The sequence below is a fragment of the Mesorhizobium sp. WSM4844 genome (assembly GCF_055811775.1).
The window spans coordinates 95,515-117,554 of sequence record NZ_JBVVQB010000015.1 but is presented as its reverse complement, the minus strand read 5'-3'; the positions used below and the strand labels follow the sequence as shown (position 1 = coordinate 117,554).

The window sequence follows — 22,040 nt, the reverse complement described above, 5'->3', positions numbered from 1 at the left end:
GGGGTGTCCCTGGGGCCGCGCGGGCGCGGGGGGGCGCGCCGGGCCCCCCCTCCTGGGGGGGGGGGGGGGGCCACCAAACCCAATTGGGCGGGGCGGCCCGCGACCGGCTGGCCGGCGAGGGGGGCAGGGATGTCTTCGTGTTCGACGCACTTGGGCCGGCGAACTACGACAGGATAGAAGACTTCAATGCGCTCGACGATGTGTTCTGGCTGGACAGCTCCGCATTCGTCGGGCTGTCGGCCGGCTCGCTTTCCGCTGCGGTTTTCGTCGTCGGCAAGCACGCCATCGATGACAACGATCATATCATTTATGACAAGGAGACCGGCGATCTGCTGTTCGATGTGGACGGAGCAGGAGGAGCGGCGACTGTCAAGTTTGCCGCCCTGGACCCGAGCACATTCCTCACGGTGGACGAGTTCTTCGTGTTATAGGCGCGCATGGTGGGGGCAGCTGCATAGACCGAACGTGATCGCGCCCATGCGCAGGATTTCCTCCCCGATTGCACAGTAAGGGGCGTCAGGGCTCATCCGAGCCCTTCATGACCCGACTGGCTGGTGTCTGCAACGGTGAGGCATGATTTCGACGAACGCGGTTATCTTTTCATCCGCATTGAAAAACCTTGCATTTGACGGATGCAGTGGTGCACGCGGCAATCCATCGTCGTGAGCCAGCCGATGCTATTGTGCTAGTTTCGCCGCACTGCGGGTGGCTATATCATCCAAGACAGCATGAAGAAGCGTTCCGACTTCCTGTTTCGCCAGCCCAGGTGCAATTCCTGATTCGGACAGTTGAACGAGAATTGCCTTGGCGGTGTTGCGCCAGAAGGCGTTCGCGTCCTCCCCGTTCTTGGACTCCAGGACCAGGGCGATCCCTTCGACCAATTTCCGCCGCCGATGCAGCGGAAATGCGCTTATGTTTGAATCGCACATCGATCACCTCACCCCTTCAGTCGCGCGAATAAGCATTGGCGGGTTAGAAAATTTGGTTAACAGCGCTCTTTTTGACGGTGTTCAGCCATGGAACAAAGCGTCCGCTGGGCGCGATGGTCGGTGCCGCGAATAGCGGCTGGACGCAGCGGCATGGCGAGTTCGAGTCCCTGTTGAAGTATTACGGCCTGGCGTGACGCCGCAGGAGTCCGGCACGAGTGCCAGCATGCGGATCAGCTGGCGGCCGATCGACGCGAACCAGCCGCGGATCGCTGTCACCGACGAAGCACGGGAAAATCGAAAGGCCGGCGCCGGCGGCCACCAGTTCACGCACCGAAATTACGGAAATTGCGGTGACAGTGCACTATTTTCACCGGCCGCCCGATTTCGACATCGGCGGCGCGGCAATGCAAGTCGAACTGAGCAAACTGGCAAAATGTGCACTGTCACCGCAATTATAGGTATCCACGCTATGAAAGAGCCAAGAAGAGATTCAGATAGCGCCTTCGCCAAACCCTTTCATCGGAGCATGACGACGGGTGGCGAAGCGCAACGAGCGCCGGCGTCAAGAAGAGGCGAAGCGGCGGAAAGAGGCGGCGCATCAGCTGTCCACCAACGCCTCATTTCGAGTTGCTCTGGGAAAGCGCGCGAAAGAAGCTTTGGGAATAACGATCGTACCAGACACTGGCCCAATCGGCTACGAGGCGATCGGTGGGTGAAACCTCGCGTCGATAGTCCAGGGTTCTGCGAATTCCACCTCCATCAAGGGGTATATCCAAGTGCGTGTAGTTCGGGGTTGCATCGGAGAATCTGGCGTACATGTAGGCGAACACCAAGAGCTGCCTCTTGCCCATCAGGGTGGTCCGGTCGCGGATCGCCTCTACAGCCGATTGTACCGCGTCAAAGTCGCTAAGCCGTATCGCTCTCTCAAGACGGACGAAGTCAAGAAATAGCCGCTTGTCCTCGATCGCGAGTCTGCCATCAGAGTAGTTCTGAACGCCATGCGATTTAAGCTTCCGCTTAACGACGGCGTAGATTGACTTCGGCATTGGCGCCCGTCTTCCTTGAACCAATTAATCCCTGCAAGAAAAATCAAACATGGCGCCTGGTGGCGATAGACTAGCGTTCATCCTAGGCAAGGCAGCGTGAAGCGCAGAAGCGGCGAGCGGAGTGGCCTTCCCTCTGCCGTGCGCACGATAGCTGAGCTCGGCAAGAATTGCGAGAAATTGGATTCCTTCTGCCACTCGCTCTGCCACTCGCTGACAAGCACAAGTAGTTCGTCGATGATCCTCGCCTAGGTCAACCGGAGCCCGGCCAGGGCATGAGTGCCAGCATGCGGCTCAACTGGCGGCCGATCGACGCCTGAGGCTTACCGGATCGGCGTCTCGCCGCGAAACAGCGGCTGGTGCGCCCTCATCAAGGCGGCAATCCGGTCGGCGACTTTTCGTACCTGCGGCGCGTGACGTTCCTCGTGATGGGTGACGATCCATTGGTCGGTTTCCAGCTCGGGGATAGGCTGAGCGACGCGGACCAGCCGCGGATCGCTGTCACCGACGAAGCACGGAAAGATCGAAAGGCCGGCGCCGGCGGCCACCAGTTCGCGCACCGAATGGGTGTTGTTGCCGCGCACGGCGATGCGGTCGCCGTGATGGGCTTGCAGCCAGCGCGCCGAGGCAATGTTTGCCGCTTCGCCGGTGGCGCCGACGAACAACCCGGCGGCGATGCCGTTGATCAGGCGGCGTCCGGAATAAATGGCGTAGGCGACCTTGCCGCTCTGACGGCCGGCCAGCCACTGCTCGGTCGGTCGCTCGCCGCGTATGCCGATGTCGGCGGCACGGCGGCCGATGTCGACGCGGTCGGTGGTGGTGACGAGCTCCACCCTTATGCCGTCATCGACCGTCCAGATCTCGCCGATATGGGCGGAAACGAAGGCTGAGGTCCATGGCCCGGCCGAGACGCGGACAATGCGGTCGGGCAGGTTTCCCTCGCGCCAGCGGGTCAGCGACTGCATTGCTGCCTCGACGTCTTCGGCGCGCCGCAGCAGTTCTTCACCGACCGGGGTCAGCCGGTAGCCTGTCTGCTGGCGCACGAACAGCGGTTCGCCGATCTGCTTCTCGAGCGCAGTGACGCGTCGTCCAAGTGTGGCTGCGCTGAGGCGCGTGGGTCCCGTCGCTGCGCTCAAGCCACCCAGCCGCGCAACGTCGAGAAACAACCTCAGATCGTCCCAGTCGATATCCATTTTGCAGAAATGAAAAACTCCTTGCGAGCGTGGCTGTAGCGCGAAGCGGGCATCACGCGCAAGTATGCAGGCATTGAAGGCGTTGGACAATCCTGCCTGGAGCGACAGTGACAAGCGCCTCGGCTGGCCAAGAAGTCAGCGAATCCTTGCGAAACGCGCATGCGCTTCGCGCAGATGCTTTGCATTTTCGACCAACCCCAGCGCGCGGCCATTCTGCGCGCAAAGGAGACGATCATGTTCGATAAACTTCGACACCGTTTCGCCCGCTGGCTGGCCTATCGCCAGACGCTTGCGAGCTTGAGGCAGGCCTCAGACAGCACACTGGCGGATGCTGGCATTTATCGCGAAGAGATCCGCGAGCATGCCCGCCACGCCAGCCTGCGTCGTTGAGGAGGCGGGTATGAGATGATGGAGCTTTGGGATGGCCGCTCGGTACCGCGCATCGGGATCGGCACCTGGGCGGCGGTGGCGCCGCGCGCTGGCGATGGCCTATGACATCGGCGCGCGGGTGTTCCGACTAGAATCCCTCTGAGGCATCGTTGAGATAAATGCGTCAGATGTTTTCCGGCGTGACTATCTCAAAAGGTATAGAACGCTGAAGGGTCGCGACCGGTGCTTGCGGTCCAATCACGTCAATCATCGTCTGCACAAGGAGGGCCGAGGTCGCCTCGAGTGGATGACAAAGCGCTGCGGTGATCATTCCCTCGGACAAGCCTTTTCGCGTCTCGGGTCCAATGTCACGGCAAACCAGCTTGATCCCCGCCCGCCTTTCGGCAGGAACCTCTCGCAGCGCACGGAGCACCCCGGTTATTCCACCACCGACGATCAGAATTCCCACAAGGTCATCAGTCGTCTTCAGGAGTTCGGCTACCATACGGTAAGCCTCGCTCGATTCCTCACGAGTAGGGCGACTTTCTTCCACTGCGAGCCGTGGAGCGTGTTCGCGCAAATACGAACGGAAGCTGGCGTCTGAAACGTCTTGGCATTGATACCGGTGATTGCCTATGAAAACCGCAATGCGCCCTGGACCTTGGGTGGTTTGCGCAACCAAGAATGCCGCTGTGCGTCCCAGCTTCCAGTTGTCCGTCCCCACGTACGCTGCCCGTTCCGGCGCGGATTGGTCAGTAATATAAGCAACAACGGGTTTCCCCATTTCCTTCAGTGAACGGATGGCCTGACCTATGATTGGGTGATCTGCGGCAACCACCGCGACTGCGTCGCAAGAGTCGCCAAGCGCGATGAGGCGGCTAGAGATAGTCTCCGGCGTCAGTAGATCGACAAACTCGACGACAGCCTCGACCACCTCGTCGCGACGATCGCGACAGGCTGCGATGATTTTCTTTCCGAACAGTTGGTAGAGTTCACGGGTAGATTGCTGCAGCAGGAAACCAAATCGGTGATGGGGCGATAGTTTCTTGGCTCGGTCGTCGATCGCTCCGATCCCATAGAACCCGATTTCTTCGGCTGCGCTTTGTACTCGTTGCACGGTTTTTGGGCGAACGGAAACAGTGCCGCTGAGGATTCTGTTCACGGTGGCCACTGATACGCCAGCGGTTTGAGCGAGGTCGCGAATCGTCGGTCGCCTCATAGAACCGTCCCTCTACTGTATCATCATGAGTGAGACATTATGATACAAATGCAACCTCAATACTATTTTTGTGTTCCGACGATATCAAGCCTCCGATATGAATCGCCTCCGTTGAGGCCAATCGGGTGAAGGCAGACCGGGATTGGTCGGCCAGGAGGCGCTGTTCAGATGGATGACCTTCAGTATGGAACGCGCGACAAACGCGGAAACTGGGTCCCGCACCGCCGCGCCGAGCCGGTGCCGATCTGGCATCGCCCGTTCAACGCCAAGAAGGTACTGGCTTGGATTCCCGAGTTTCTTTGGCCTTGGAATGCGTTCCACATGGGCACGGCAATCATCTGGGTCAACTTGCTCATTCCGAGCTGGGAGAACCTGGCAACCTTTTCGCTGCTCAACTACCTTTGGCTTTACGGCCTGAACGCGGGGGGCATTTTTCTCTTCTACGGGTTCTTTGAGCTGCGCTATTATTTCCAGCGCAAGCAAGAGAACCGCTTCAAGTATAATCCGAAATTCCCCTCCGACGCGCCGTCCGACGTCTTCTGGTTTCAGAGCCAGAATATCGACAATTTCGGCCGATCGTTTTTCATCACCATACCGCTGTGGACCGTGGTCGAAATCGTGATGCTTTGGGCCTACGCCAATAGCTGGGCGGTCTGGCTGCCCTGGACGACGAATTGGCTTTACCTATCGTTCCTCGTCATCATCGCACCGGCCGTGCATGAGATCTATTTCTTTTTCCTGCACCGCGCCATCCATTGGCCGCCGCTCTACAAATGGGTGCACTCGGTTCACCACAACTCGATCAACCCCAGTCCGTGGTCGTCGCTGTCCATGCATCCGGTGGAAGGGGTCCTCTACCATGCCGAAGCCTGGCTGCACCTGCTGATCCCATCCAACCCGGTCTGCGCGTACTTCACGCTGCATGGGGCCGGCTTCGGAGCGGTGAATGGCCATCTTGGGTTTGAGACCTTCGAACTCACCGACAAGGTCAAGCTCGATAGCCATTCCTACGTCCACTACCTGCACCACAAGTATTTCGAGGTGAACTACGGCGGTGACGGTCTGGTCCCTCTCGATAAGCTTTTCGGCACTTGGCACGACGGAAGCAAGGAGGCCGACGAGGCTATGAAGGCGCGCTTTCGCAAGAAGAAGGAAAAGCTCCGCGCCAAGCAGGAAGCTCCCGACGGCAAGGCCTCAGACATGCCGGCAGAGTAATCAACCGCCGCTGTTTCGCTTGCGTGCCCGGAGGAGGGGGAGCGGATCAGCCATGTTTTTTCAGACCCGCGGGGCGGGTCAATTTGGGAGGAAGACCATGAAACTTTTCAAGACGCTCGTGTCGGCAATGGTGCTTACCGCATTCAGCACCGGTGTGACGCTCGCCGCCGACATCTTCGTTATCGGCGGCAAGCCGGACGATCCATTCTGGTCGATCGTCAAGCGTGGTGCCGAGGACGCCGGGAAGGTCGTTGAAGCTCAAGGCGGTAAAGTCACCTGGCTCGGGCCGCAGAACTACGACAATCTGGGTGTGGACGCGGCCGAACTGATCCGCCAAGCCATCGACCAGAAGGCCGACGCCATTGTCGGTCCTGACTGGGTGCCGGAAGCCATGGATCCGGCGTTCAAGGCGGTTGTGGACGCTGGCATCCCGCTTGTCATCTACAATGCCGGCGGTTTGCAGGCGGCAGATCGCCTCGGCGCCATGAACTATGTCGGCTCGGACGACTACAAGGGCGGCGTCGCCGGCGGCGAATATCTCGCCAAGGCCGGCAACAAGAAAGGCGTCTGCATCAACACACTGCCGGGTGCGGCCAATATCGAGGCCTATTGTGGTGGCTTCAAGGAGGGGATGAAGAATGGCGGCGGCGAGGCCGATGTGTTGCCGTTGCCAGCCACCTCTTTCGGCTCGGCAACAGCAGTAGCGCAGGCGGTGAAGGCCTATCTTCTGCAGCATCAAGACGTAACCGCTGTGTTCACCATCGGCAATGTCGACGCCAATTCGGCCATGAACGGCCTCACCCAGGCCGGCAAGGCCGGGCAGGTTCAGCTGTGCGGCATCAACTTTGACGAGACCATCCTGAACAACATCAGAGACGGGAAGCAGGCCTGCGCGATCGACCAGCAGGGCTACTGGCAAGGCTACCTCGCCGTCTCGATCTTGAATGGCAAGATAAACTACGGGCTGACTGTGCCGACGCGCGAGATCCTCACCGGTCCTGGTATCATCGACAAGAACACTGTCGAGCTGACCATTGCCGGCGTGAAGGCCGGCGCGCGCTAGGTGTCCTTACGACCGCCCGCCTTGTGAGGCGGGCGGCCAGTTCATTGTACTTCCATAGCGACCCCCAATTTTGGCGCTCGATAACTCGCGGATTACCCATGATGACGGCACATCCCGTGACATCCACCCCAACGCCGATGGCAAACCGCGGCGGTTCTGGACTGGCCCTAGGTCGTCTGGCGCGGCGGCCCGAGACGGGCTCGTTCCTGGGCATGGTCGCAGTCTTTCTGTTCTTCGCCATATTCGGAGGCAGTGGCTTTTTGTCAGCAGCCGGTACGGCCAGTTGGCTGAGCATCGCCTCCGAGATCGGCATCATCGCTCTGCCGATAGGGCTGCTGATGATCGCTGGTGAACTGGACATCTCGGTCGGCGCCGTGATTCCCGCGGCCTCCCTAACGGCTGCGATCATATCCGGCTACTATGGCCTGCCTGATTGGCTCGGCATCACGGCCGCGCTTGGGCTCGGTCTCGCCATCGGCTTGATCAACGGCGTGTTCGTCACGCGAACCACGATCCCGTCGCTGATAATCACAATAGGAACGATGTTCGGCACAATGGGCCTGACGCTGGGTCTTACGGTGATGATCGCCGGCAGCACCGGTGTCTCGCTGGTACCCGACGAACTCACGAAGATGCTTCTCGGCCAATATCTCGGGGGCATGTTCCAAGTGACGATTCTCTGGTGGCTCGTCTACATCGCCGCCCTTCTCTGGCTCCTCCACATTTCGCCCGTGGGCAACTGGATCTATGCACTCGGGGGCGACAAGGAGAGCGCGCGCAACGCGGGCATCCCCACCAAGCGGCTTACCATAGGTCTATTCATGCTTTCGGGGTTTTCCGCCGCGTTCGTCGGAGTCAGCCAGGTGATGGTCTACCAGAGCGCTCAGGTTCTGGCTGGGCAGTCCTTCATCTTCAATTCGATCATGTGCGTGGTCATCGGGGGCGTTCTGCTTACCGGCGGATTTGGCTCGGTCGTAGGTATCGTGTTCGGCACGATCACCTTCTCTATCGTAAATCAGGGCATCTACTTCACGAGTATCGATCCCAACATGGGAAGCGTCATCATCGGCGCGCTTCTCCTGATCGCCGTACTCACCAACGACACCTTTCGGCAGCTGGCGCTCAGCTACTCATCGAAGAAGGCTTGAGGGACCGCCATGACTGAGGCAATCAAATCCTTGTTGCGCCGCCCGGAAGCCGGCTCGATCCTCAGCCTGATCGGGGTGGTGCTGTTCTTCGTATTTTTCGGTGGCGTGGACCTGGGCACACTCCTTGGCGCGGCGAGCTGGGTGAATTTCGCCGCCAATCTCGGCATTGTCGCCATTCCGGTCGGTCTGCTGATGATCTCGGGTGAACTCGACATCTCCATCGGCGCATTGATTCCCGCGGGCTCTATGACCACCGCGATCCTTAGCGGCTACTATGACCTGCCCATCGCGGTGGGCATGGCCGGCGCCCTGGCGGTCGGTGTGGCGGTCGGCCTCGTCAATGGTTTGCTGACGATCCGCACCTCGGTGCCTTCGTTGATCATTACGCTCGCCACCCTGGTTGCGATGCAGGGCTTGGTGCTCAGTGGGTCCGTGTTGTTAACTGGCAACGCCAGCGTTGCCGTCACCGCTCCCGAATGGGCCAAATTCCTGTTCGGACAGCTTATCGGTGGAAGCCACCAGGTCATCATCGTCTGGTGGGTAGTGTTCGCTGTCATCATTGGCTTCGTGCTGCACAAGACCCGCTATGGCAACTGGCTGTTTGCAATGGGCGGCGATCGCGTCAGCGCCCGCAATGCAGGCATTCCGACAAGCCGCATGACCATCGCACTGTTCGTGCTGTCCGCCGTCAGCGCCACATTCGTTGGCATGTGCCAGGCGATCCTGTTCAACTCGGCCCAGGTTTCCGGCGGAATGAACTTCATCTTCAACGCGATCGTGTCCGTGGTGGTCGGCGGCGTGCTGCTCACGGGAGGGTTCGGCTCGGTCATCGGCATCTTCGTCGGTACCATCACGTTCGCCATTGTCAGCCAGGGCATCTACTTCACCCAGATCGACCGGAACTGGTCGAACCTGATCATCGGCGTGATGCTTTTGACGGCGGTTCTGATGAATCAGGCATTCCGGGAACTGGCTCTGTCTTATTGGCGAGGTTCAAAACAAAGCGTGCCGAGGGCACCCATACAGCACTGAGCGATGCGGCTGCAGTTGCGATCAGCGACTGCTTGGAAGAACGAAAGATGCGACAATCATGAGCGAAAAACCTGCCATTCTCGAACTGAAAAATGTCAACAAGTCTTTCGGCCCGATCGACGTGTTGCATAACATCTCGCTGCAAATTCGCCGGGGTGAGGTCTTGTGTCTCCTCGGCGACAACGGCGCCGGGAAGTCCACTCTCATCAAGGTGTTGGCAGGCGTCCACAAGCCGACCAGCGGCGAGATCCTGATGGACGGAAAGGCGGTCAGCTTCGACCGTCCGAGCGCTGCGCAGGAGCGGGGCATTGCCACCGTGCACCAGTTCGGCGGAACGTTCCCCTTGATGAGCATTGGCCGCTCCTTCTTCGTTGGGTTGGAGCCGACAAAGGGTTGGGGTCCGTTCAAGATCTACGACCGCAAGCGCGCCAACGAGATCGCGGTGAAAGCGGTGCGGGATTTCGGCATCACGCGTATCGACGACGGCGACCGGCTGGTCGGTGGCCTGTCAGGCGGCGAACGCCAGTCTTTGGCCATTGCCCGCGCCGTGCATTTCGGCGCTCGTGTTCTGATCCTCGATGAGCCGACGGCAGCGCTCGGCGTCAAGCAGGCAGCTCACGTGCTGCGCATCGTCAATGAAGCCAAGCGGCGCGGTCTCGCGGTCGTCTTCATCACCCACCAGGTGATGCACGCGATGGCGGTGGGAGACCATTTCGCCGTCCTCATTCGCGGTGCGATCGCAGCCGATTTCCGGAAGCGCGAGAAGACCCGCGAGGAGATCACCGACCTGATGGCCGGCGGTGAAACCATGGCTGACCTCGAGGCGGAAATCGAGCATGAACTGCATGCATGATCACAATGACAATGCGCCGTCTTTCGAGCTGGATCGGCGGGCGGCTCGATCGTTTTCCTCGGGAAACCTCTGCCGTCGACCGGCCCTGATGACCCTTGGCGCCACAAGCCACTTCACGTCGAACAAAGCAGAAGAAATATGACAATACGGATTGCGGTGATCGGTGCCGGTGTGATGGGCGCCGACCACGCCAGGATAGTGGCGGAAGACCTTCCCGGAGCAAGCCTTCAGCTGGTGTGCGATAGGGATGAGGCGCGTGCCCGCACTGTTGCCGACACCTTTGGTGCGCCCGACATCTCCACCGATCCGGAAGGCGTTGCCGCGCGGAAGGACGTGGACGCAATCATTGTGGCGAGTCCCGATGCCACGCATGCGCCGCTGTCGAAGGTCTGTATTGCCGCCGGCAAGCGTGTCTTGTGCGAAAAGCCCCTCTCCCAAGCGTCGGCTGACTGTATCGCTGTGATGGAGGCCGAACAGAAGGCGGGCGCGAAATTCGTCCAGCTTGGCTTCATGCGGCGTTACGATCGCTCCTACCAGGAGATGAAACGGGCGCTAGCAGACGGCCGCCTTGGCCGGCCCCTGATGATGCACAATTTTCACCGCAATGTCGAAACGCCGGCTGCAGATTTCACCGGCGCTATGGCTATCACCAATTCGGCTCCACACGAGTTCGATGTCGTGCGCTATGTGGTCTCGACGGAATATGCGTCGATCTCGGCCTTCCAGCCGAAACGCTCAGATGCCCGAGTCGCGCCTGTCTTCATCGTGCTGGAGACGGTCGATGGCCAACTCGTCAACATCGAGATCAACAACAATGCCGCATATGGTTACGATGTCCGTGCCGAGCTGATCGGCGAGCGAGGGACCGTTGCGATGAACAACGTCGCCTACACTCGCATCGATTCTGTGCTTGCACAGAGCACGAGCTACGACGCCGACTGGCGAACCCGCTATGCCGATGCCTACCGTCGGCAGAACCGCGACTTCCTACGCTTCGCCATGACTGGTGAGTTCCCGGCAACCGCTGCGAATTGCTGGGACGGTTATTGCGCCGCCGTCGTTGCCGAGGCGGGCGTGAAGGCGTTGCACGAGGGCCGCCGCATACCCGTCCAAATGATTGCAAAGCCGGAGTTTTACACGTGAAGCTGGGTTTCGTTTCAGACAGCCTCGGCAACCTGCCCTTCGAAACGATGCTGGATCATGCGAAGCGCATGGGTGTCTCCGGCGTCGAGGTAAACACCTGTGGCTGGTCCACCGCGCCGCATTTTCGGCTTTCGCCCATGCTGGGCAACAGGGAAGGCCAGAAGCGCTTCGTTGGCGCGTTCGAGGAGCGCGGCCTGGAAATCATCAGCCTCAACGCAAACGGCAACCCGCTACACCCGACCGACCCGGCCCAGGGCGAAGGGCTGAAAACCACTATTCGCGTCGCGGGCGAAATGGGCATCCGGACGGTCTGCACCATGAGCGGCCTCCCGGCCGGCAACGCTGCAGATACCATGCCCAACTGGGTCGTCTCGTCGTGGCCTCCGGAAACACAGGCCATTTTGAAACACCAGTGGGAAGAGAAGCTGATTCCCTTCTGGACCGAGATCGTGGCGTTGGCTGAAGAGAACGGCGTGGAGCGCATCGCGCTTGAACTCCACGGCAACCAGTGTGTCTTCAACGTGCCCTCGCTTCTGAAGCTGCGACAGGCGGTCGGACCGGTCGTAGGGGCGAATCTGGACCCTTCGCATCTGTTCTGGATGGGTGCCGACCCGCTGGCGGCGGCCCAATCGTTGGGCGAGGCGGTTTATCACGTTCATGCCAAGGACACGATGCTCAACGCACCAGTGCAGGCGACGACATCTCTGCTCGAGAATGGCAGCCTGATGGATCTTCCGGCCCGGTCATGGAGCTACATCACGCTTGGCTTCGGCCATGGCGAGGAGTGGTGGCGGCAATTCTGCTATCGCCTCAAGATGGCCGGCTATGACGGCTGGCTTTCCATCGAGCATGAGGACGTGCTCCTGAACTCCCTGGAGGGACTCGAAAAGTCCGTGGCGCTACTGCAGGGGGTCATGCCGTCCGCCCCCGCCGACTACAAACCGCAAGCCATCTGAAGGAAGGTTCCATGCCTTGGATCGTCGCCTGTGCCGCCGACGACATCGAAGCCGAGGAAGCCAAGCGCTTCGATCATGGCGGTCGCACCTTTGCGATCTTTCGAAATGATGCGGACGAATATTTCTGCACCGACGGGCTTTGCACGCACGAGAGTATTCACCTCGCTGACGGTCTCGTAATGGGGAATACAGTGGAGTGTCCTAAACACGCATCCGTCTTCGACTTCACGACTGGGGACGTAGAGACCCCGCCAGCTTGCGAGAATCTCAAGACATACAAAACGAAGGTCGAAAATGGCCGCATCATGATCGAGATCTGAGCCATATGGACCAGCCGTTCCAGCTTGCAGCCTGCGCCGAGATGCTCTGGCGCGATCGCCCGATTACTTGGCGCGCCGAAATGAATTGGCCATTCATCGCCAAAGCGCTGTTTGACATACAAGGCTGCCTGATCCCCTGCGGAGGCTGATTATGGGCATGACGCTTGACGAGCTCAAAGCGCTGATTGCCAAAAGGGAACTGACACTTCCGGCGAAGTCGGAGGCTGTCGCCCGGGTGATATTTGCGGAGCCGGATTACGTGGCTTTCGAAAATGCCGCCGCAATCGCGCGCCGATGCCATGTATCACCCGCGACCGTGTCCCGACTTGCATCGCGTCTCGGGTTTGGGTCGTTTGAGGAAATGCAGAGCTGCTTCCGAAATCATATACTGCATCGTTTCAAACTTCAGGAAGAACACGTGAAGGCGAACGGCTGAGAAGGACCATGGCATAACACGGGCAACATGTGGCGCTCCCTACAGCGACCAGTTTGATTGTTCTTGCACGAACGCGATCCAGAGCAATGCCGGGACGCCCAGTCATCGTCCAACGCCACCCCAGACGGGGTTAGCCGACTTCTAACTCACAGCGATGCGCAGGCCGGTGTCATCGAAAAGATGCAGATGGCTGGTATCGAACTTCAGATCCACCGTGTCGCCGGAAGCCACCGGATATTGTCCGGCGACAACCGCCAGCATGGTCTGGCCGCCGCTTGTCCTGGTGTGGACGATCGTCTCGGAGCCGAGGGCTTCGACCAGCGCGACGCGGGCCGCAACGTCTCCCTTGCCGGCATCGGCGAGGCTGATGTGATGTGGCCGCAGCCCGAGCGTCACGTCGCCATTGGCCGCGCTGACGTTCCCGTCGATCTCGAATCCAGCTGAAGCGTCCAACGTGAGGCTTGACCGGCCAGCGCCCCCGGGTGCCACCTTTACCGGCAGGAAGTTCATACGCGGTGCACCGATGAAACCGGCGACGAACAGATTGGCCGGATGGTTGTAGAGCTCGAGCGGCGTGCCAATCTGCTCGATGCGGCCGGCGCGCAGCACGACGATGCGGTCGGCAAGCGTCATCGCCTCGATCTGGTCGTGCGTGACATAGACCATCGTCGCCGACAGCCGCTCGTGCAGGGCGGCCAGTTCGGCGCGTGTCGAGATGCGCAGTTCGGCGTCGAGATTGGACAGCGGCTCGTCGAGCAGGAAAGCGGTTGGATTGCGCACGATGGCGCGGCCGATCGCGACGCGCTGGCGCTGGCCGCCGGAGAGCTGGCCGGGGCGCCGGTCGAGATATGGCGCGATTTCCAGCATCCGCGCGGCTTCGGCGATGCGCGCATCGATTTCGGCGCGCGCCATACGGGCGTTCTCCAGTCCGAAGGCCAGGTTCTGGCGCACGCTCATGTGCGGGTACAGCGCGTAGGATTGGAACACCATCGCCAATCCCCTGTCGGCGGCCGGAACGGTGGTCACGTCCTTGCCGTCGATCGCGATGACGCCGCCTGTCGGCCGGTCAAGCCCGGCGATGAGCCGCAGCAGCGTGGACTTGCCGCAGCCGGAGGGGCCGACGAAGACGATCAGCTCGCCGTCAAGGATGTCGAGATTTATGTCGTGCAGCACGCCGACCTTGCCGAAAGCCCTCGATACGCCGGTGAGTGTGATCTGGCTCATGATAGCCTCTATTTCAGACCGGAGCCGGCAATGCCGGTGGTGATGAAGCGCTGAAGGAAAATGAACATCAGCACGACCGGGATCATGGTGACGACGGTCATGGCCAGGATGTAATGCCATTGCACATTGAGTTGGCCGGCATAGGTGTTGAGACCAACCTGCAGTGTATAGACCTCCTTGCGCGACAGGACGATCAGTGGCCAGAGGAAGTCGTTCCAGCGCCAGACGACGGAAAAGATCGCCAGCACCGCCAGCGCCGGGGCGGTCAGCGGCAGGATGATGCGCCAGTAGATCTGCCATTCCGACGCCTTGTCCATGCGCGCTGCATCGATCAGCTCGTCGGGGATCGTCAGCATGTACTGGCGCAGCATGAAGACGCCCGTGGGCGTCGCCACTGTCGGCAGGATCACGCCCCATAGCGAATTGAACAGTCCCATTGCCGAGATGACCGAATAGAGCGGCACCAGGATGACGGAAAGCGGCACCATCAGCGTCGCGACGATGAGCATCATCACAGCGGAGCGTCCCCGAAAATTGTACTTCGACAGAGCGAATGCAGCCATCGAATTGGTCAGCAGCGTAATCAGGGTGGCGACCACGGTGACGAAGACCGAGTTGCGCAGGTAGAGGAAGAAGTCAAAGGCGAGGAAAGGCTGGACATAATTGTCGAGCGCGAAGGCGATGCTGCGCTTGGGCGTACGGTTCTTGATGTTGACGCGTATGATCTCGCCCGGGTTGGCGGGATCGACCATCTGCGCGACGGTGCCGAGGCGGCGCACTTCGGCGAGCACGCGCACGCTGCCGTCGTCATTGCGCACTTCAAAGAGCTGCAGCGGCTCCTCATACCCTTCCACGATCGCTTCGGCGGTGACATAGGGCAAAACAGTCGGCGGGAACTCGGCCAGCGCCGCAGGCGTCTTGAACGACGAGTTGACCAGCCACAGCGCCGGGCCGAACATGACAAGCAGCCCGCCGATCAGCCAAAACCAGGTGAAAACGTCGGTCCAGTGCCAGCCGGCGCCGCCGCGCCGGCGGAACAGAAATTCCGCAACCCTGCTCATCGCATTTTGCCCCGCTGCTCGTTGCGCCTTGCGATGCCCAGCTGGATCAAGGTCAGCACGACCAGCACCGCTCCCATGAGGATCGAGGCCGCGGAGGCGAGCCCCGGATTGCGCAGCATCGAGGCGAAGCCGACCTCGTAGATGTACTGCGTGAGGAACAGCGTGCTGGTCCCGGGACCGCCGCCGGTCAGCACATAGATCTCATCGAATATCTGCACGGCGCGGATGAGTGTCAGCACCAGCACGACCAGCAGGTTGGGCGCCAGCAAGGGCAGCGTTATGCGCCGGAAGACGCGCATGGGCCGCGTGCCGTCCATCTCGGCGGCCTCATAGAGGTCTTTCGGAATGGCCTGAAGGCCGGCGAGAAGGATCAGCGCGTAGAAGCCGACATGGGCCCAGACCGACACCATGATCGCGGCGGTGAAGGCCCAGTTGCGCTCCACCAGCCAGTTGACCGGGGTTCCGCCCGCCTCGAACACCATCAGGTTGAGCAGTCCCTGCCGCTGCAGGATCCAGCGCCAGATGAGACCGACCACGACCGGCGACAAAAGCACAGGGAAGAAGAACACGGCGCGCCAGAAACTGCGCGCACGCAACTCACGGTTGAGTATGAGTGCGGTGACAAGCGCCACGGCGACCATCATCGCCACTTGCAGCACGACGAAGGCCAGGGTGTTCCAAACCGCGATCCAGAACAGGTCCTCCGTGCAGCTCTTCGGGTCGAGATAGCTGCCGCAACTGAACAGCCGCCCATACTGATCGGCGCCGACGAAGGTGCGCTCGCCGAGGAACAGCGCCCCGCCACCGGTCATCGAATAGAGGATGTTGATGACCAGCGGAAACAGCACGAAAATGCCGAACACCAGCATGTTCGGCGCCAGGAAGAACACGGCCATGCCATTGCTGCCCGTGCGCCGTTGCAACATGCGCAGTGGCGCATCGAATAAATTCGCAAGCCAGCCGACCGGCGCCAGGATCATGGCGCCGGCGCGCGTTGCTATGCCGTTTCGGACGTCTGCCATGACACTGCCGCGACGCTACTTCGATGCCTCGGCCACCTGTGCCTTGATGTCCTCGTCGATGCGGACGAAAGCCTCGTCGAGCTTCAACTCGCCGGCCATGACCTGACTGATGCGGGTCACCAGCGCGCCATAAACCGGAGTTCCCCATTTCCATGCCGGCAGCGCGGCGGCATTCGGCGCGATCTTGCCCGATGCCTTCAGGAAGGCTTCGAGCGACGCCTTGACGTTCTCGTCATCGGTCTTGTAATCGATCTTGCCGGCGAGAACGCCCTTGTGTGCGGGCAGGAACAGGGTGCGCTCGGTGAATTCGCGCATGATGTCCTCGCGGCCCAGGAAGTCCATCACCTTGCCGACTTCAGCGGGGTTCTTGGTGTATTTGACGGCGACCAGCGCGGCGCCGCCCGGCATGCCGGTGCAGGCGGCGGTGCCGCACGGCGAGCCCGTCGCCACCCAGTCGAAGTTCTTGCCGATCTTGCTGGCCAGGTTGGCAACCTGCCAACTGCCCGAATAATAGTAGGCAATCTGCCCATTGATGAAGTCGTCGGCGCCGGCGCGATAGGTGGTGCCCGACGCCGACACCCAGATTTCCTTGTTCATGCGGCCGTCGGCAACCCAATTGACCAGCTTTTCGGCGAAGGCTTTCGTGCCGGCGTCGATCGGCGCCGGCAGTCGATCACCGCCGATGTAGTTGGCGCCATAAGAGATGTTCGCCGCCGAGATACGATGGCCGCTGCGGTCGATGGCAAAGGCGGCGTTGAGCTGCTGGCTCTGCTGCACCTTGCCGGCGGCATCGACCCATTCGTCCCAGGTTGCGGTGTCGGCCGGGATCGGCACGCCGGCCTGTTCGAAAAGCGTCTTGTTGACGAAGCCGCCGGTCAGCGTGATCTGGGTCATGAAGCCTGGAATGACCTTGGAACCGTCAGGGCGCATCCAGTCGAACTGGTCGCCGAAATTCGTCTGCCAGTATGCTGGATCGGCAACCACAGGCGTCAGGTCGAGCCAATGATCGGCGAGTTCCTTGATGTTGGTGACGCGGGCGATATCGGGGCCCCGTCCTGCCTCGAGTTCGACCGGAAGCTGCTCCTGGACAACCTTGTAGGCGACATTGTCGAGAATGACGTTGATGTCCGGATTGTCTTTCATGAAGCGGTTGAGCAGGTCCTGTATGACCTCGCCCTCGACGCCGTCCGAGTACCACATCACGCGAACGTCGCCTGCGAACGCGGTCGACGACAGAAGGCCCGCCGAAAGGCCCAGGATTATCGAATTCATTCTCATGGTTCACTCTCCTCCGCTTTTGCGGTCTTCACCGCTTGATTGTCGCTGTCCGAGCTGCTTGTCCTGCTCCTTTTGATCCGATCCTCACCTGGTTGCGATGGCGTCGGCCGTGAAGTACGTGGCTTCGCCCGTGACTTGCCAGTCGGCCGGATCGACGACACGGTCCTCAGCCTCCATGCGGCCATCCGGATGGAACAGCACGTCGCCATATTCCGGGTCATTGACATGCAGAAGGCCGTTTTTTCCGTGGCCGAGGGCGATCTGAGAAAACCGCGCCTCGAATTCCTCCAGCGACCCATATTGCCGGAGCCGGCCCAAGCGGATGATCCATGCGGCTTGATGGCCCGGCACGCGCAACTCGTTTCCAGCGGTCGGCCCGCGGCCGACGAGCTCAAAGGCGCTGTCGGCCTTCAGCATCGCGAGCCCATCGCCGCCGCGCGCCGAAGCGATATGTTCCTTGACCCACGCTTCGTCGAACGCGCTCTGTGGGAACCAGGCATGGGTAAAGTCGGGCTGCTCGGCAGCGCAGCTGAACAGCACAACCGCCAGGTCGCGGTATTGATGCACGCGCGGCAGAGAGCCGGAGCCGCCCCAGTAGGACGGCCGGCCATAGCCCGAATGAATCGTCTCGCCCGGATGGTTGATCCATATCTGCGCGTCGGGATTGCCGCCGAGGCGCAGGTGCAGCACCGTTTCCTGATAACCCCATTCGTTCCAGCGATAGGCGGCTGCGCTTCCCATGGCGAAATCGCGGGTCTTGTAATGGTAGAGCTTGGCGATCCGGTTCTGGCCCTGCGCGAAGCGCCATTCCTGCGCGTCGTCGCCCGCCATGCAAGCGATGCCGGTCAGTTCTTGCGGGACGTGGAGCCCATGGTCGCGCAGGCAGAGCGCAAGCTGCGGCAGGGCGTGGAAGCGCATGCCATAAAAACCTTTGCCCCACAGCATGCGTGCAATGCCGGAAAGTTCCAGCGAACGGGCGGCGCGCAGCGTGTGTTCGTAGGAGCGTCCCTGCGCGCCGGTAAGCATGCCCTGCTGAGCCGAGCGGGCGACGATCTCGAGCAGGCGGTTGATCGCAGCCCCGGCGCGCCGGCGGACGTCGGCGTCTGGCCCAAGCGCGTAGAGGATCGTCAATCCCTTGAGATCGATCGGGAAATAAGGGGCGGAGTTGAATTCCGCCATTTCCCATTCCTCGAAATGATCGAGCCAGGCGCGCACGCGCGCAAGGCCCACGGTCGACTGCTCCGCGCCGGTGCGCCCGGAGCGGACAAAGCGGGCATCGGGCAGGAGATGGCCGCCGAGATAAGCCGCGGTGTGAAACAGAAGCGCGTGGTTTTCGGAAAAGTACCACTGCACGTCGTTGCCCGGCTCATCCATCCAATAGCGGTAATTGAGGATCGCCTCGTCAATGCGGTGACGGAGACCGACCGCGATCCTGTCGCCATAGGCACGACGGCACCAGAGCAGTGGAACCAGGATGAAATCGGCGCAGTCGTGGCAATCTTCGATCGCCGGCAGTGCAGCAGCAATGATGGCGTCGGTTTCGGCGCCGCCACGGCCGGTCGCCAGCCGCGCCAGCGCCCGCACGGTATCGGCCTCCGCGAAGTTGGAGACCTGTTCCAGGGCTTCGCCGATCCTGTCGGCAAGGATGGCAGGGGCGCGGCCCTGACGCGCCGCATGACAGATTTCGACGCCGAAGACCCGCCGGGCAACAAAGCCTGAAGATGAGAGCGATACGGCAAAATGCCGGAAGTCGGCGGGAAGGTCTTCCGTGGTGGAAATCGTGATGCGTCTTGCCCCCGCTTCGATGCGGCGGCGGAAGATCACGGGCGCCTCGATCGACATGAAGTCGCCCTCGATCACAACAGCTACATCCACGGCAACCGGCAGCGCGACATCCGTCACCAGCGCCACTTCGCCGCCGGAATAAAATGGACGCTCGAAATGCATCGCGTCGAGAGCGGCTTCCATGGCCGCCGCGACGTCGCCTTTGACGGTCGTGGGCAAGACCTGTTCGGCAGCTGGGCCCCAGAGATAGTCGAGTTGGAAGAAGTAGCGAGCGTCACGCTCGGCGAGATCGTCGAACCAGATGCTGATCTCGTTGGCGCCGGCGACGAGATCGACCTCGAAATCCTGGGAAGCCTCGAGATTGCGCCCGTAGGGCGCCATCCAGCCGGCCTCTATTCCGTTGACGAACAAAACGGCGCCGCCGCAGGTGCGCAGCCGCAGCCGCGCCCGGCCGTCCGAGCCTGCGTCGAGCATGGTACTTGCCCAGGTGGCGACCACGGTCGGGCGGAACCAGAAGCCCGACAGGTCGACGCGCGGCGAGCCGAACGGAAGCCAAACACGGTCCGGCTCGAACACGCCCTGCGGCTTGGGCCGTTTCCCGCGGCGTTCGGCGGCAAACTCGGTTCGGCAGGGATATTCGTGCGGGATGAAATTCTTGTGCTTGGTCAGGAAGAAGAAGGGATCCATCTCCCCTTGCATCGGCTGATCTGCAACATCGTAGCGCTGCTCGGACGTCGTGCCGACGAGCCAGTAAACGACGGGGCCGCCGAGCGCGAGCGGCCGGCGCAGCGCAAGATCGTGCGTGATCGGTTCCACGGTGTTCATCGCAGCGTCTCAACGGGCACGGGCGACACGTCGTTATAGGCCTGGTTCTCGCCGGTCATACCCCAGACGAAGGCGTAGGGGCCGGTTCCGCTGCCCATATGGATCGACCAGGCCGGCGAGATGACACAGTCGCCATTGGCCACGATCAGATGGCGGGTATTGTCCGGCCGTCCCATCAGATGGATTACCCGATCTTCCGCCGCGAGATCGAAATAGAGATAGGCTTCCATGCGCCGCTCATGCAGGTGAGGGGGCATGGTGTTCCAGACGCTGCCCGCAGCGAGATCCGTGATGCCCATCAGCAGCAGGCAGGAAGGCGCGACTTCCGGATGAATGTACATGCGCAATGTGCGCTTGTTGGCGCGTCGCTCCTCGCCGAGTTCGAGCGGCTTCGCCTCGGATTTCGTGATCAGCCGATGCTTGATGTCTGCGCCGGCCGGAACCGAGTTCATATAGAACCAGGACGGGTGCGCGGCGCTGTCGCTTTCGAGCGTCACTTGCTTAGCGCCGCGCCCGACATAGAGCACATCGCGGTTGGCGAGCGCGAAGCGCTGCTGGTCGACGCTCACCGTTCCTGCGCCGCCGAGATTGGCGATGCCCATCTCGCGCGCGGTGAACAGATGCGGCGTGCCGACGTCCGCGCCATCGCCGAAACTCAGCGGCTCTCCGGTTGGGCACGCGCCGCCGACGATCATCCGGTCGACATGGGTGTAAGCGAAGGCGATGCGGCCGGGCTCGAACAGCCGCTCCACCAGGAACTCGGCGCGCAGCCGCTCCGTCCCGTAGCCATCGATGTCGCCCGGACCGGCGCCGAAGAGAACGCGCATCGTCATGCCGCTGCCTCGTCAGCTTCGGCATGGATCATCCCCTCGGTGAGGCAGAGGATCGCCAGGGCCTGGCCGTAGCCGGTAGGCTGGATCGGGATGTCGCGGTAGAATTGGAGATCATGGCCCATGCGGGTGCCATAGGAAACGTTTCCGAGCACGCCGTTCTCGTCGATGCTGGCCAGCACCGCGTCGAGAGCGCGCCGGCCCGCCGGACCGCACGCCTTTGGCCCGAAGCCCAGGCGCGCAGCTTTCATGAGACCATAGCCGATGCCGGCGGTGGCCGACATCTCCTCATAGGAGGTCGGGTCATCGAGCAAAGTGTGCCATGCTCCCGATGGCGCCTGCAGGCGCAGCAGCGCTTCGATCTGTGCTTTCAGCACGCCGAGCAGATAGGCTTCGACTGGCTTGCCGACACCGCCATTTTCGATCAGGTCGAGGATGCCGACTGTGATCCAGGCGTTGCCGCGGGCCCAGAGAGCGCCGGCAAAATTATGTCGGCCGGCAAATGTCCAGCCATGGAACCACAAGCCGGTTTTCGGGTCGGCGAGATAGCGCGCATGGACGAGGAACTGGCGCACAGCCTCGTCGATGCAAGCTTGCCGGCCGGCCGCGCGGCCGTGGAAAGCGAGGAACAGGCCGGCCATGAACAACGTGTCGTCCCACAATTCGTCGTCGTTGATCTTGTCCGAGACATTGTGCTGGAACCCGCCCTCGGGCGTGCGAGGCATGTCGCGAAGCAGCCTTTCGGCCCATTGGCCGAGAGGCGTTTCCCAGCGCGGGTCGCGTGTCTCGCCCCAGAGCAATGCCAGCGCCATCATCGGAGCGGTGGTGTTGATGTTCATCGGCGGCAGGCCCGCCCTTAAATGGCGCTCGTACCAGTCTTCGATTGTCTTTAGGAGTTTCGGGTCGCGATTGTGCCGCCAGAGGCAAACGAGGCCGTAGAGGCCCACGCCCTGCGGCCATTCCCAGGAATCGAAGCTGATGTAGTCGCCGGCCGTGCCGTCGAGGTTGGGCTCGTCGAAACGGCCGTCATGGCGCAGGCCGGTCATGCCGCGCACGAGCAGGTCGAGCTTTGAGCGCATATCTCTCATGGACGACG

21 protein-coding genes and 2 pseudogenes are annotated in these 22,040 nt (G+C 61.3%); 12 read left to right on the top strand and 11 right to left on the bottom strand.

Annotated features, from left to right (window positions below; translation table 11 throughout):
* Positions 1-431: pseudogene (locus AC0L2A_RS14955) on the top strand (Ig-like domain-containing protein); the annotation flags it as partial.
* A gap of 246 nt (positions 432-677) precedes the next feature.
* Here AC0L2A_RS14955 and AC0L2A_RS14950 read toward each other — a convergent pair.
* The 3 genes from AC0L2A_RS14950 to AC0L2A_RS14940 form a co-directional block, all read right to left on the bottom strand.
* Positions 678-929, bottom strand: a complete 252-nt coding sequence (locus AC0L2A_RS14950) for a DUF6074 family protein (RefSeq protein WP_473609398.1) — start codon at positions 927-929, stop codon at positions 678-680.
* A gap of 617 nt (positions 930-1,546) precedes the next feature.
* The gene (locus AC0L2A_RS14945) at positions 1,547-1,975 is read right to left on the bottom strand and encodes a hypothetical protein (protein ID WP_473609397.1); all 429 of its coding nucleotides are present in this window, start codon (positions 1,973-1,975) and stop codon (positions 1,547-1,549) included.
* Between the two features lie 320 nt (positions 1,976-2,295).
* A complete protein-coding gene (locus tag AC0L2A_RS14940) occupies positions 2,296-3,279 on the bottom strand; it encodes a LysR family transcriptional regulator (protein ID WP_473609396.1) in 984 nt (327 codons plus the stop codon).
* 45 nt (positions 3,280-3,324) lie between these two features.
* On the opposite strand from AC0L2A_RS14940, the gene AC0L2A_RS14935 reads away from it, so the two are divergent.
* A complete protein-coding gene (locus AC0L2A_RS14935; protein ID WP_473609394.1) occupies positions 3,325-3,555 on the top strand; it encodes a YjiS-like domain-containing protein in 231 nt (76 codons plus the stop codon).
* Between the two features lie 163 nt (positions 3,556-3,718).
* Here AC0L2A_RS14935 and AC0L2A_RS14930 read toward each other — a convergent pair whose 3' ends face one another.
* Positions 3,719-4,753, bottom strand: coding sequence for a LacI family DNA-binding transcriptional regulator (locus tag AC0L2A_RS14930; RefSeq protein WP_473609393.1), 1,035 nt, complete (start codon positions 4,751-4,753; stop codon positions 3,719-3,721).
* 168 nt (positions 4,754-4,921) lie between these two features.
* Between AC0L2A_RS14930 and AC0L2A_RS14925 the strand changes: the two genes are divergently transcribed.
* The 10 genes and pseudogenes from AC0L2A_RS14925 (at position 4,922) to AC0L2A_RS14880 (ending at position 12,919) form a co-directional block, all read left to right on the top strand.
* Positions 4,922-5,968: a sterol desaturase family protein gene (locus AC0L2A_RS14925; RefSeq protein WP_473609392.1), complete on the top strand. Its 1,047-nt coding sequence runs from the start codon at positions 4,922-4,924 to the stop codon at positions 5,966-5,968.
* Between the two features lie 127 nt (positions 5,969-6,095).
* A complete protein-coding gene (locus AC0L2A_RS14920; RefSeq protein ID WP_473609429.1) occupies positions 6,096-7,031 on the top strand; it encodes a sugar ABC transporter substrate-binding protein in 936 nt (311 codons plus the stop codon).
* A gap of 137 nt (positions 7,032-7,168) precedes the next feature.
* Positions 7,169-8,179 (top strand): ABC transporter permease, encoded by a 1,011-nt coding sequence (locus AC0L2A_RS14915; RefSeq protein ID WP_473609427.1) that lies wholly within the window; start codon positions 7,169-7,171, stop codon positions 8,177-8,179.
* A gap of 9 nt (positions 8,180-8,188) precedes the next feature.
* Complete coding sequence (locus AC0L2A_RS14910; RefSeq protein WP_473609390.1) at positions 8,189-9,211, top strand: ABC transporter permease; 1,023 nt, start codon at positions 8,189-8,191, stop codon at positions 9,209-9,211.
* Positions 9,212-9,269: 58 nt separating this feature from the next.
* The gene (locus AC0L2A_RS14905; protein ID WP_287219718.1) at positions 9,270-10,064 is read left to right on the top strand and encodes an ATP-binding cassette domain-containing protein; all 795 of its coding nucleotides are present in this window, start codon (positions 9,270-9,272) and stop codon (positions 10,062-10,064) included.
* Positions 10,065-10,202: 138 nt separating this feature from the next.
* A complete protein-coding gene (locus tag AC0L2A_RS14900; protein ID WP_473609389.1) occupies positions 10,203-11,207 on the top strand; it encodes a Gfo/Idh/MocA family oxidoreductase in 1,005 nt (334 codons plus the stop codon).
* Positions 11,204-12,163: a sugar phosphate isomerase/epimerase family protein gene (locus tag AC0L2A_RS14895; protein ID WP_473609388.1), complete on the top strand. Its 960-nt coding sequence runs from the start codon at positions 11,204-11,206 to the stop codon at positions 12,161-12,163. The genes AC0L2A_RS14900 and AC0L2A_RS14895 overlap by 4 nt, the downstream gene beginning before the upstream one ends.
* Before the next feature lie 11 nt (positions 12,164-12,174).
* Positions 12,175-12,483 carry a MocE family 2Fe-2S type ferredoxin gene (locus AC0L2A_RS14890; RefSeq protein WP_473609386.1) on the top strand — a complete coding sequence of 103 codons (309 nt, stop codon included), beginning with the start codon at positions 12,175-12,177 and terminating at the stop codon, positions 12,481-12,483.
* A 5-nt stretch (positions 12,484-12,488) separates the two neighbouring features.
* Positions 12,489-12,575: pseudogene (locus AC0L2A_RS14885) on the top strand (hydroxypyruvate isomerase); the annotation flags it as partial.
* A gap of 59 nt (positions 12,576-12,634) precedes the next feature.
* Positions 12,635-12,919, top strand: a complete 285-nt coding sequence (locus tag AC0L2A_RS14880; protein WP_473609385.1) for a MurR/RpiR family transcriptional regulator — start codon at positions 12,635-12,637, stop codon at positions 12,917-12,919.
* Between the two features lie 141 nt (positions 12,920-13,060).
* Here AC0L2A_RS14880 and AC0L2A_RS14875 read toward each other — a convergent pair whose 3' ends face one another.
* The 7 genes from AC0L2A_RS14875 to bglB all read right to left on the bottom strand — a co-directional run bounded on the left by AC0L2A_RS14875 (position 13,061) and on the right by bglB (position 22,032).
* On the bottom strand, positions 13,061-14,143 hold the full coding sequence (locus AC0L2A_RS14875; RefSeq protein ID WP_473609384.1) for an ABC transporter ATP-binding protein: 1,083 nt from the start codon (positions 14,141-14,143) through the stop codon (positions 13,061-13,063).
* A gap of 8 nt (positions 14,144-14,151) precedes the next feature.
* The gene (locus AC0L2A_RS14870; protein ID WP_473609382.1) at positions 14,152-15,204 is read right to left on the bottom strand and encodes a carbohydrate ABC transporter permease; all 1,053 of its coding nucleotides are present in this window, start codon (positions 15,202-15,204) and stop codon (positions 14,152-14,154) included.
* Positions 15,201-16,226 (bottom strand): carbohydrate ABC transporter permease, encoded by a 1,026-nt coding sequence (locus AC0L2A_RS14865; RefSeq protein WP_473609381.1) that lies wholly within the window; start codon positions 16,224-16,226, stop codon positions 15,201-15,203. Before AC0L2A_RS14865 ends, AC0L2A_RS14870 begins: the two co-directional genes overlap by 4 nt.
* A 15-nt stretch (positions 16,227-16,241) precedes the next feature.
* Entirely contained in the window at positions 16,242-17,504 is a 1,263-nt protein-coding gene (locus tag AC0L2A_RS14860) for an ABC transporter substrate-binding protein (RefSeq protein WP_128166347.1), read from the bottom strand.
* Between the two features lie 84 nt (positions 17,505-17,588).
* A complete protein-coding gene (locus tag AC0L2A_RS14855) occupies positions 17,589-20,114 on the bottom strand; it encodes a hypothetical protein (protein ID WP_473609379.1) in 2,526 nt (841 codons plus the stop codon).
* Complete coding sequence (kduI, locus tag AC0L2A_RS14850; RefSeq protein ID WP_473609378.1) at positions 20,111-20,947, bottom strand: 5-dehydro-4-deoxy-D-glucuronate isomerase; 837 nt, start codon at positions 20,945-20,947, stop codon at positions 20,111-20,113. The genes AC0L2A_RS14855 and kduI overlap by 4 nt, the downstream gene beginning before the upstream one ends.
* Positions 20,944-22,032 carry a beta-galactosidase BglB gene (bglB, locus tag AC0L2A_RS14845; RefSeq protein WP_473609377.1) on the bottom strand — a complete coding sequence of 363 codons (1,089 nt, stop codon included), beginning with the start codon at positions 22,030-22,032 and terminating at the stop codon, positions 20,944-20,946. The genes kduI and bglB overlap by 4 nt, the downstream gene beginning before the upstream one ends.
* Positions 22,033-22,040 lie beyond the last annotated feature (8 nt).

Coding starts and splice junctions, on each gene's coding strand:
- AC0L2A_RS14950 (WP_473609398.1), bottom strand. CDS start 929: ATGTGCGATTCAAACATAAGCGCATTTCCGCTGCATCGGCGGCGGAAA.
- AC0L2A_RS14945 (WP_473609397.1), bottom strand. CDS start 1,975: ATGCCGAAGTCAATCTACGCCGTCGTTAAGCGGAAGCTTAAATCGCAT.
- AC0L2A_RS14935 (WP_473609394.1), top strand. CDS start 3,325: ATGCGCTTCGCGCAGATGCTTTGCATTTTCGACCAACCCCAGCGCGCG.
- AC0L2A_RS14930 (WP_473609393.1), bottom strand. CDS start 4,753: ATGAGGCGACCGACGATTCGCGACCTCGCTCAAACCGCTGGCGTATCA.
- AC0L2A_RS14925 (WP_473609392.1), top strand. CDS start 4,922: ATGGATGACCTTCAGTATGGAACGCGCGACAAACGCGGAAACTGGGTC.
- AC0L2A_RS14920 (WP_473609429.1), top strand. CDS start 6,096: ATGGTGCTTACCGCATTCAGCACCGGTGTGACGCTCGCCGCCGACATC.
- AC0L2A_RS14915 (WP_473609427.1), top strand. CDS start 7,169: ATGGCAAACCGCGGCGGTTCTGGACTGGCCCTAGGTCGTCTGGCGCGG.
- AC0L2A_RS14910 (WP_473609390.1), top strand. CDS start 8,189: ATGACTGAGGCAATCAAATCCTTGTTGCGCCGCCCGGAAGCCGGCTCG.
- AC0L2A_RS14905 (WP_287219718.1), top strand. CDS start 9,270: ATGAGCGAAAAACCTGCCATTCTCGAACTGAAAAATGTCAACAAGTCT.
- AC0L2A_RS14900 (WP_473609389.1), top strand. CDS start 10,203: ATGACAATACGGATTGCGGTGATCGGTGCCGGTGTGATGGGCGCCGAC.
- AC0L2A_RS14890 (WP_473609386.1), top strand. CDS start 12,175: ATGCCTTGGATCGTCGCCTGTGCCGCCGACGACATCGAAGCCGAGGAA.
- AC0L2A_RS14880 (WP_473609385.1), top strand. CDS start 12,635: ATGGGCATGACGCTTGACGAGCTCAAAGCGCTGATTGCCAAAAGGGAA.
- AC0L2A_RS14875 (WP_473609384.1), bottom strand. CDS start 14,143: ATGAGCCAGATCACACTCACCGGCGTATCGAGGGCTTTCGGCAAGGTC.
- AC0L2A_RS14870 (WP_473609382.1), bottom strand. CDS start 15,204: ATGAGCAGGGTTGCGGAATTTCTGTTCCGCCGGCGCGGCGGCGCCGGC.
- AC0L2A_RS14865 (WP_473609381.1), bottom strand. CDS start 16,226: ATGGCAGACGTCCGAAACGGCATAGCAACGCGCGCCGGCGCCATGATC.
- AC0L2A_RS14860 (WP_128166347.1), bottom strand. CDS start 17,504: ATGAGAATGAATTCGATAATCCTGGGCCTTTCGGCGGGCCTTCTGTCG.
- AC0L2A_RS14855 (WP_473609379.1), bottom strand. CDS start 20,114: ATGAACACCGTGGAACCGATCACGCACGATCTTGCGCTGCGCCGGCCG.
- kduI (WP_473609378.1), bottom strand. CDS start 20,947: ATGACGATGCGCGTTCTCTTCGGCGCCGGTCCGGGCGACATCGATGGC.
- bglB (WP_473609377.1), bottom strand. CDS start 22,032: ATGAGAGATATGCGCTCAAAGCTCGACCTGCTCGTGCGCGGCATGACC.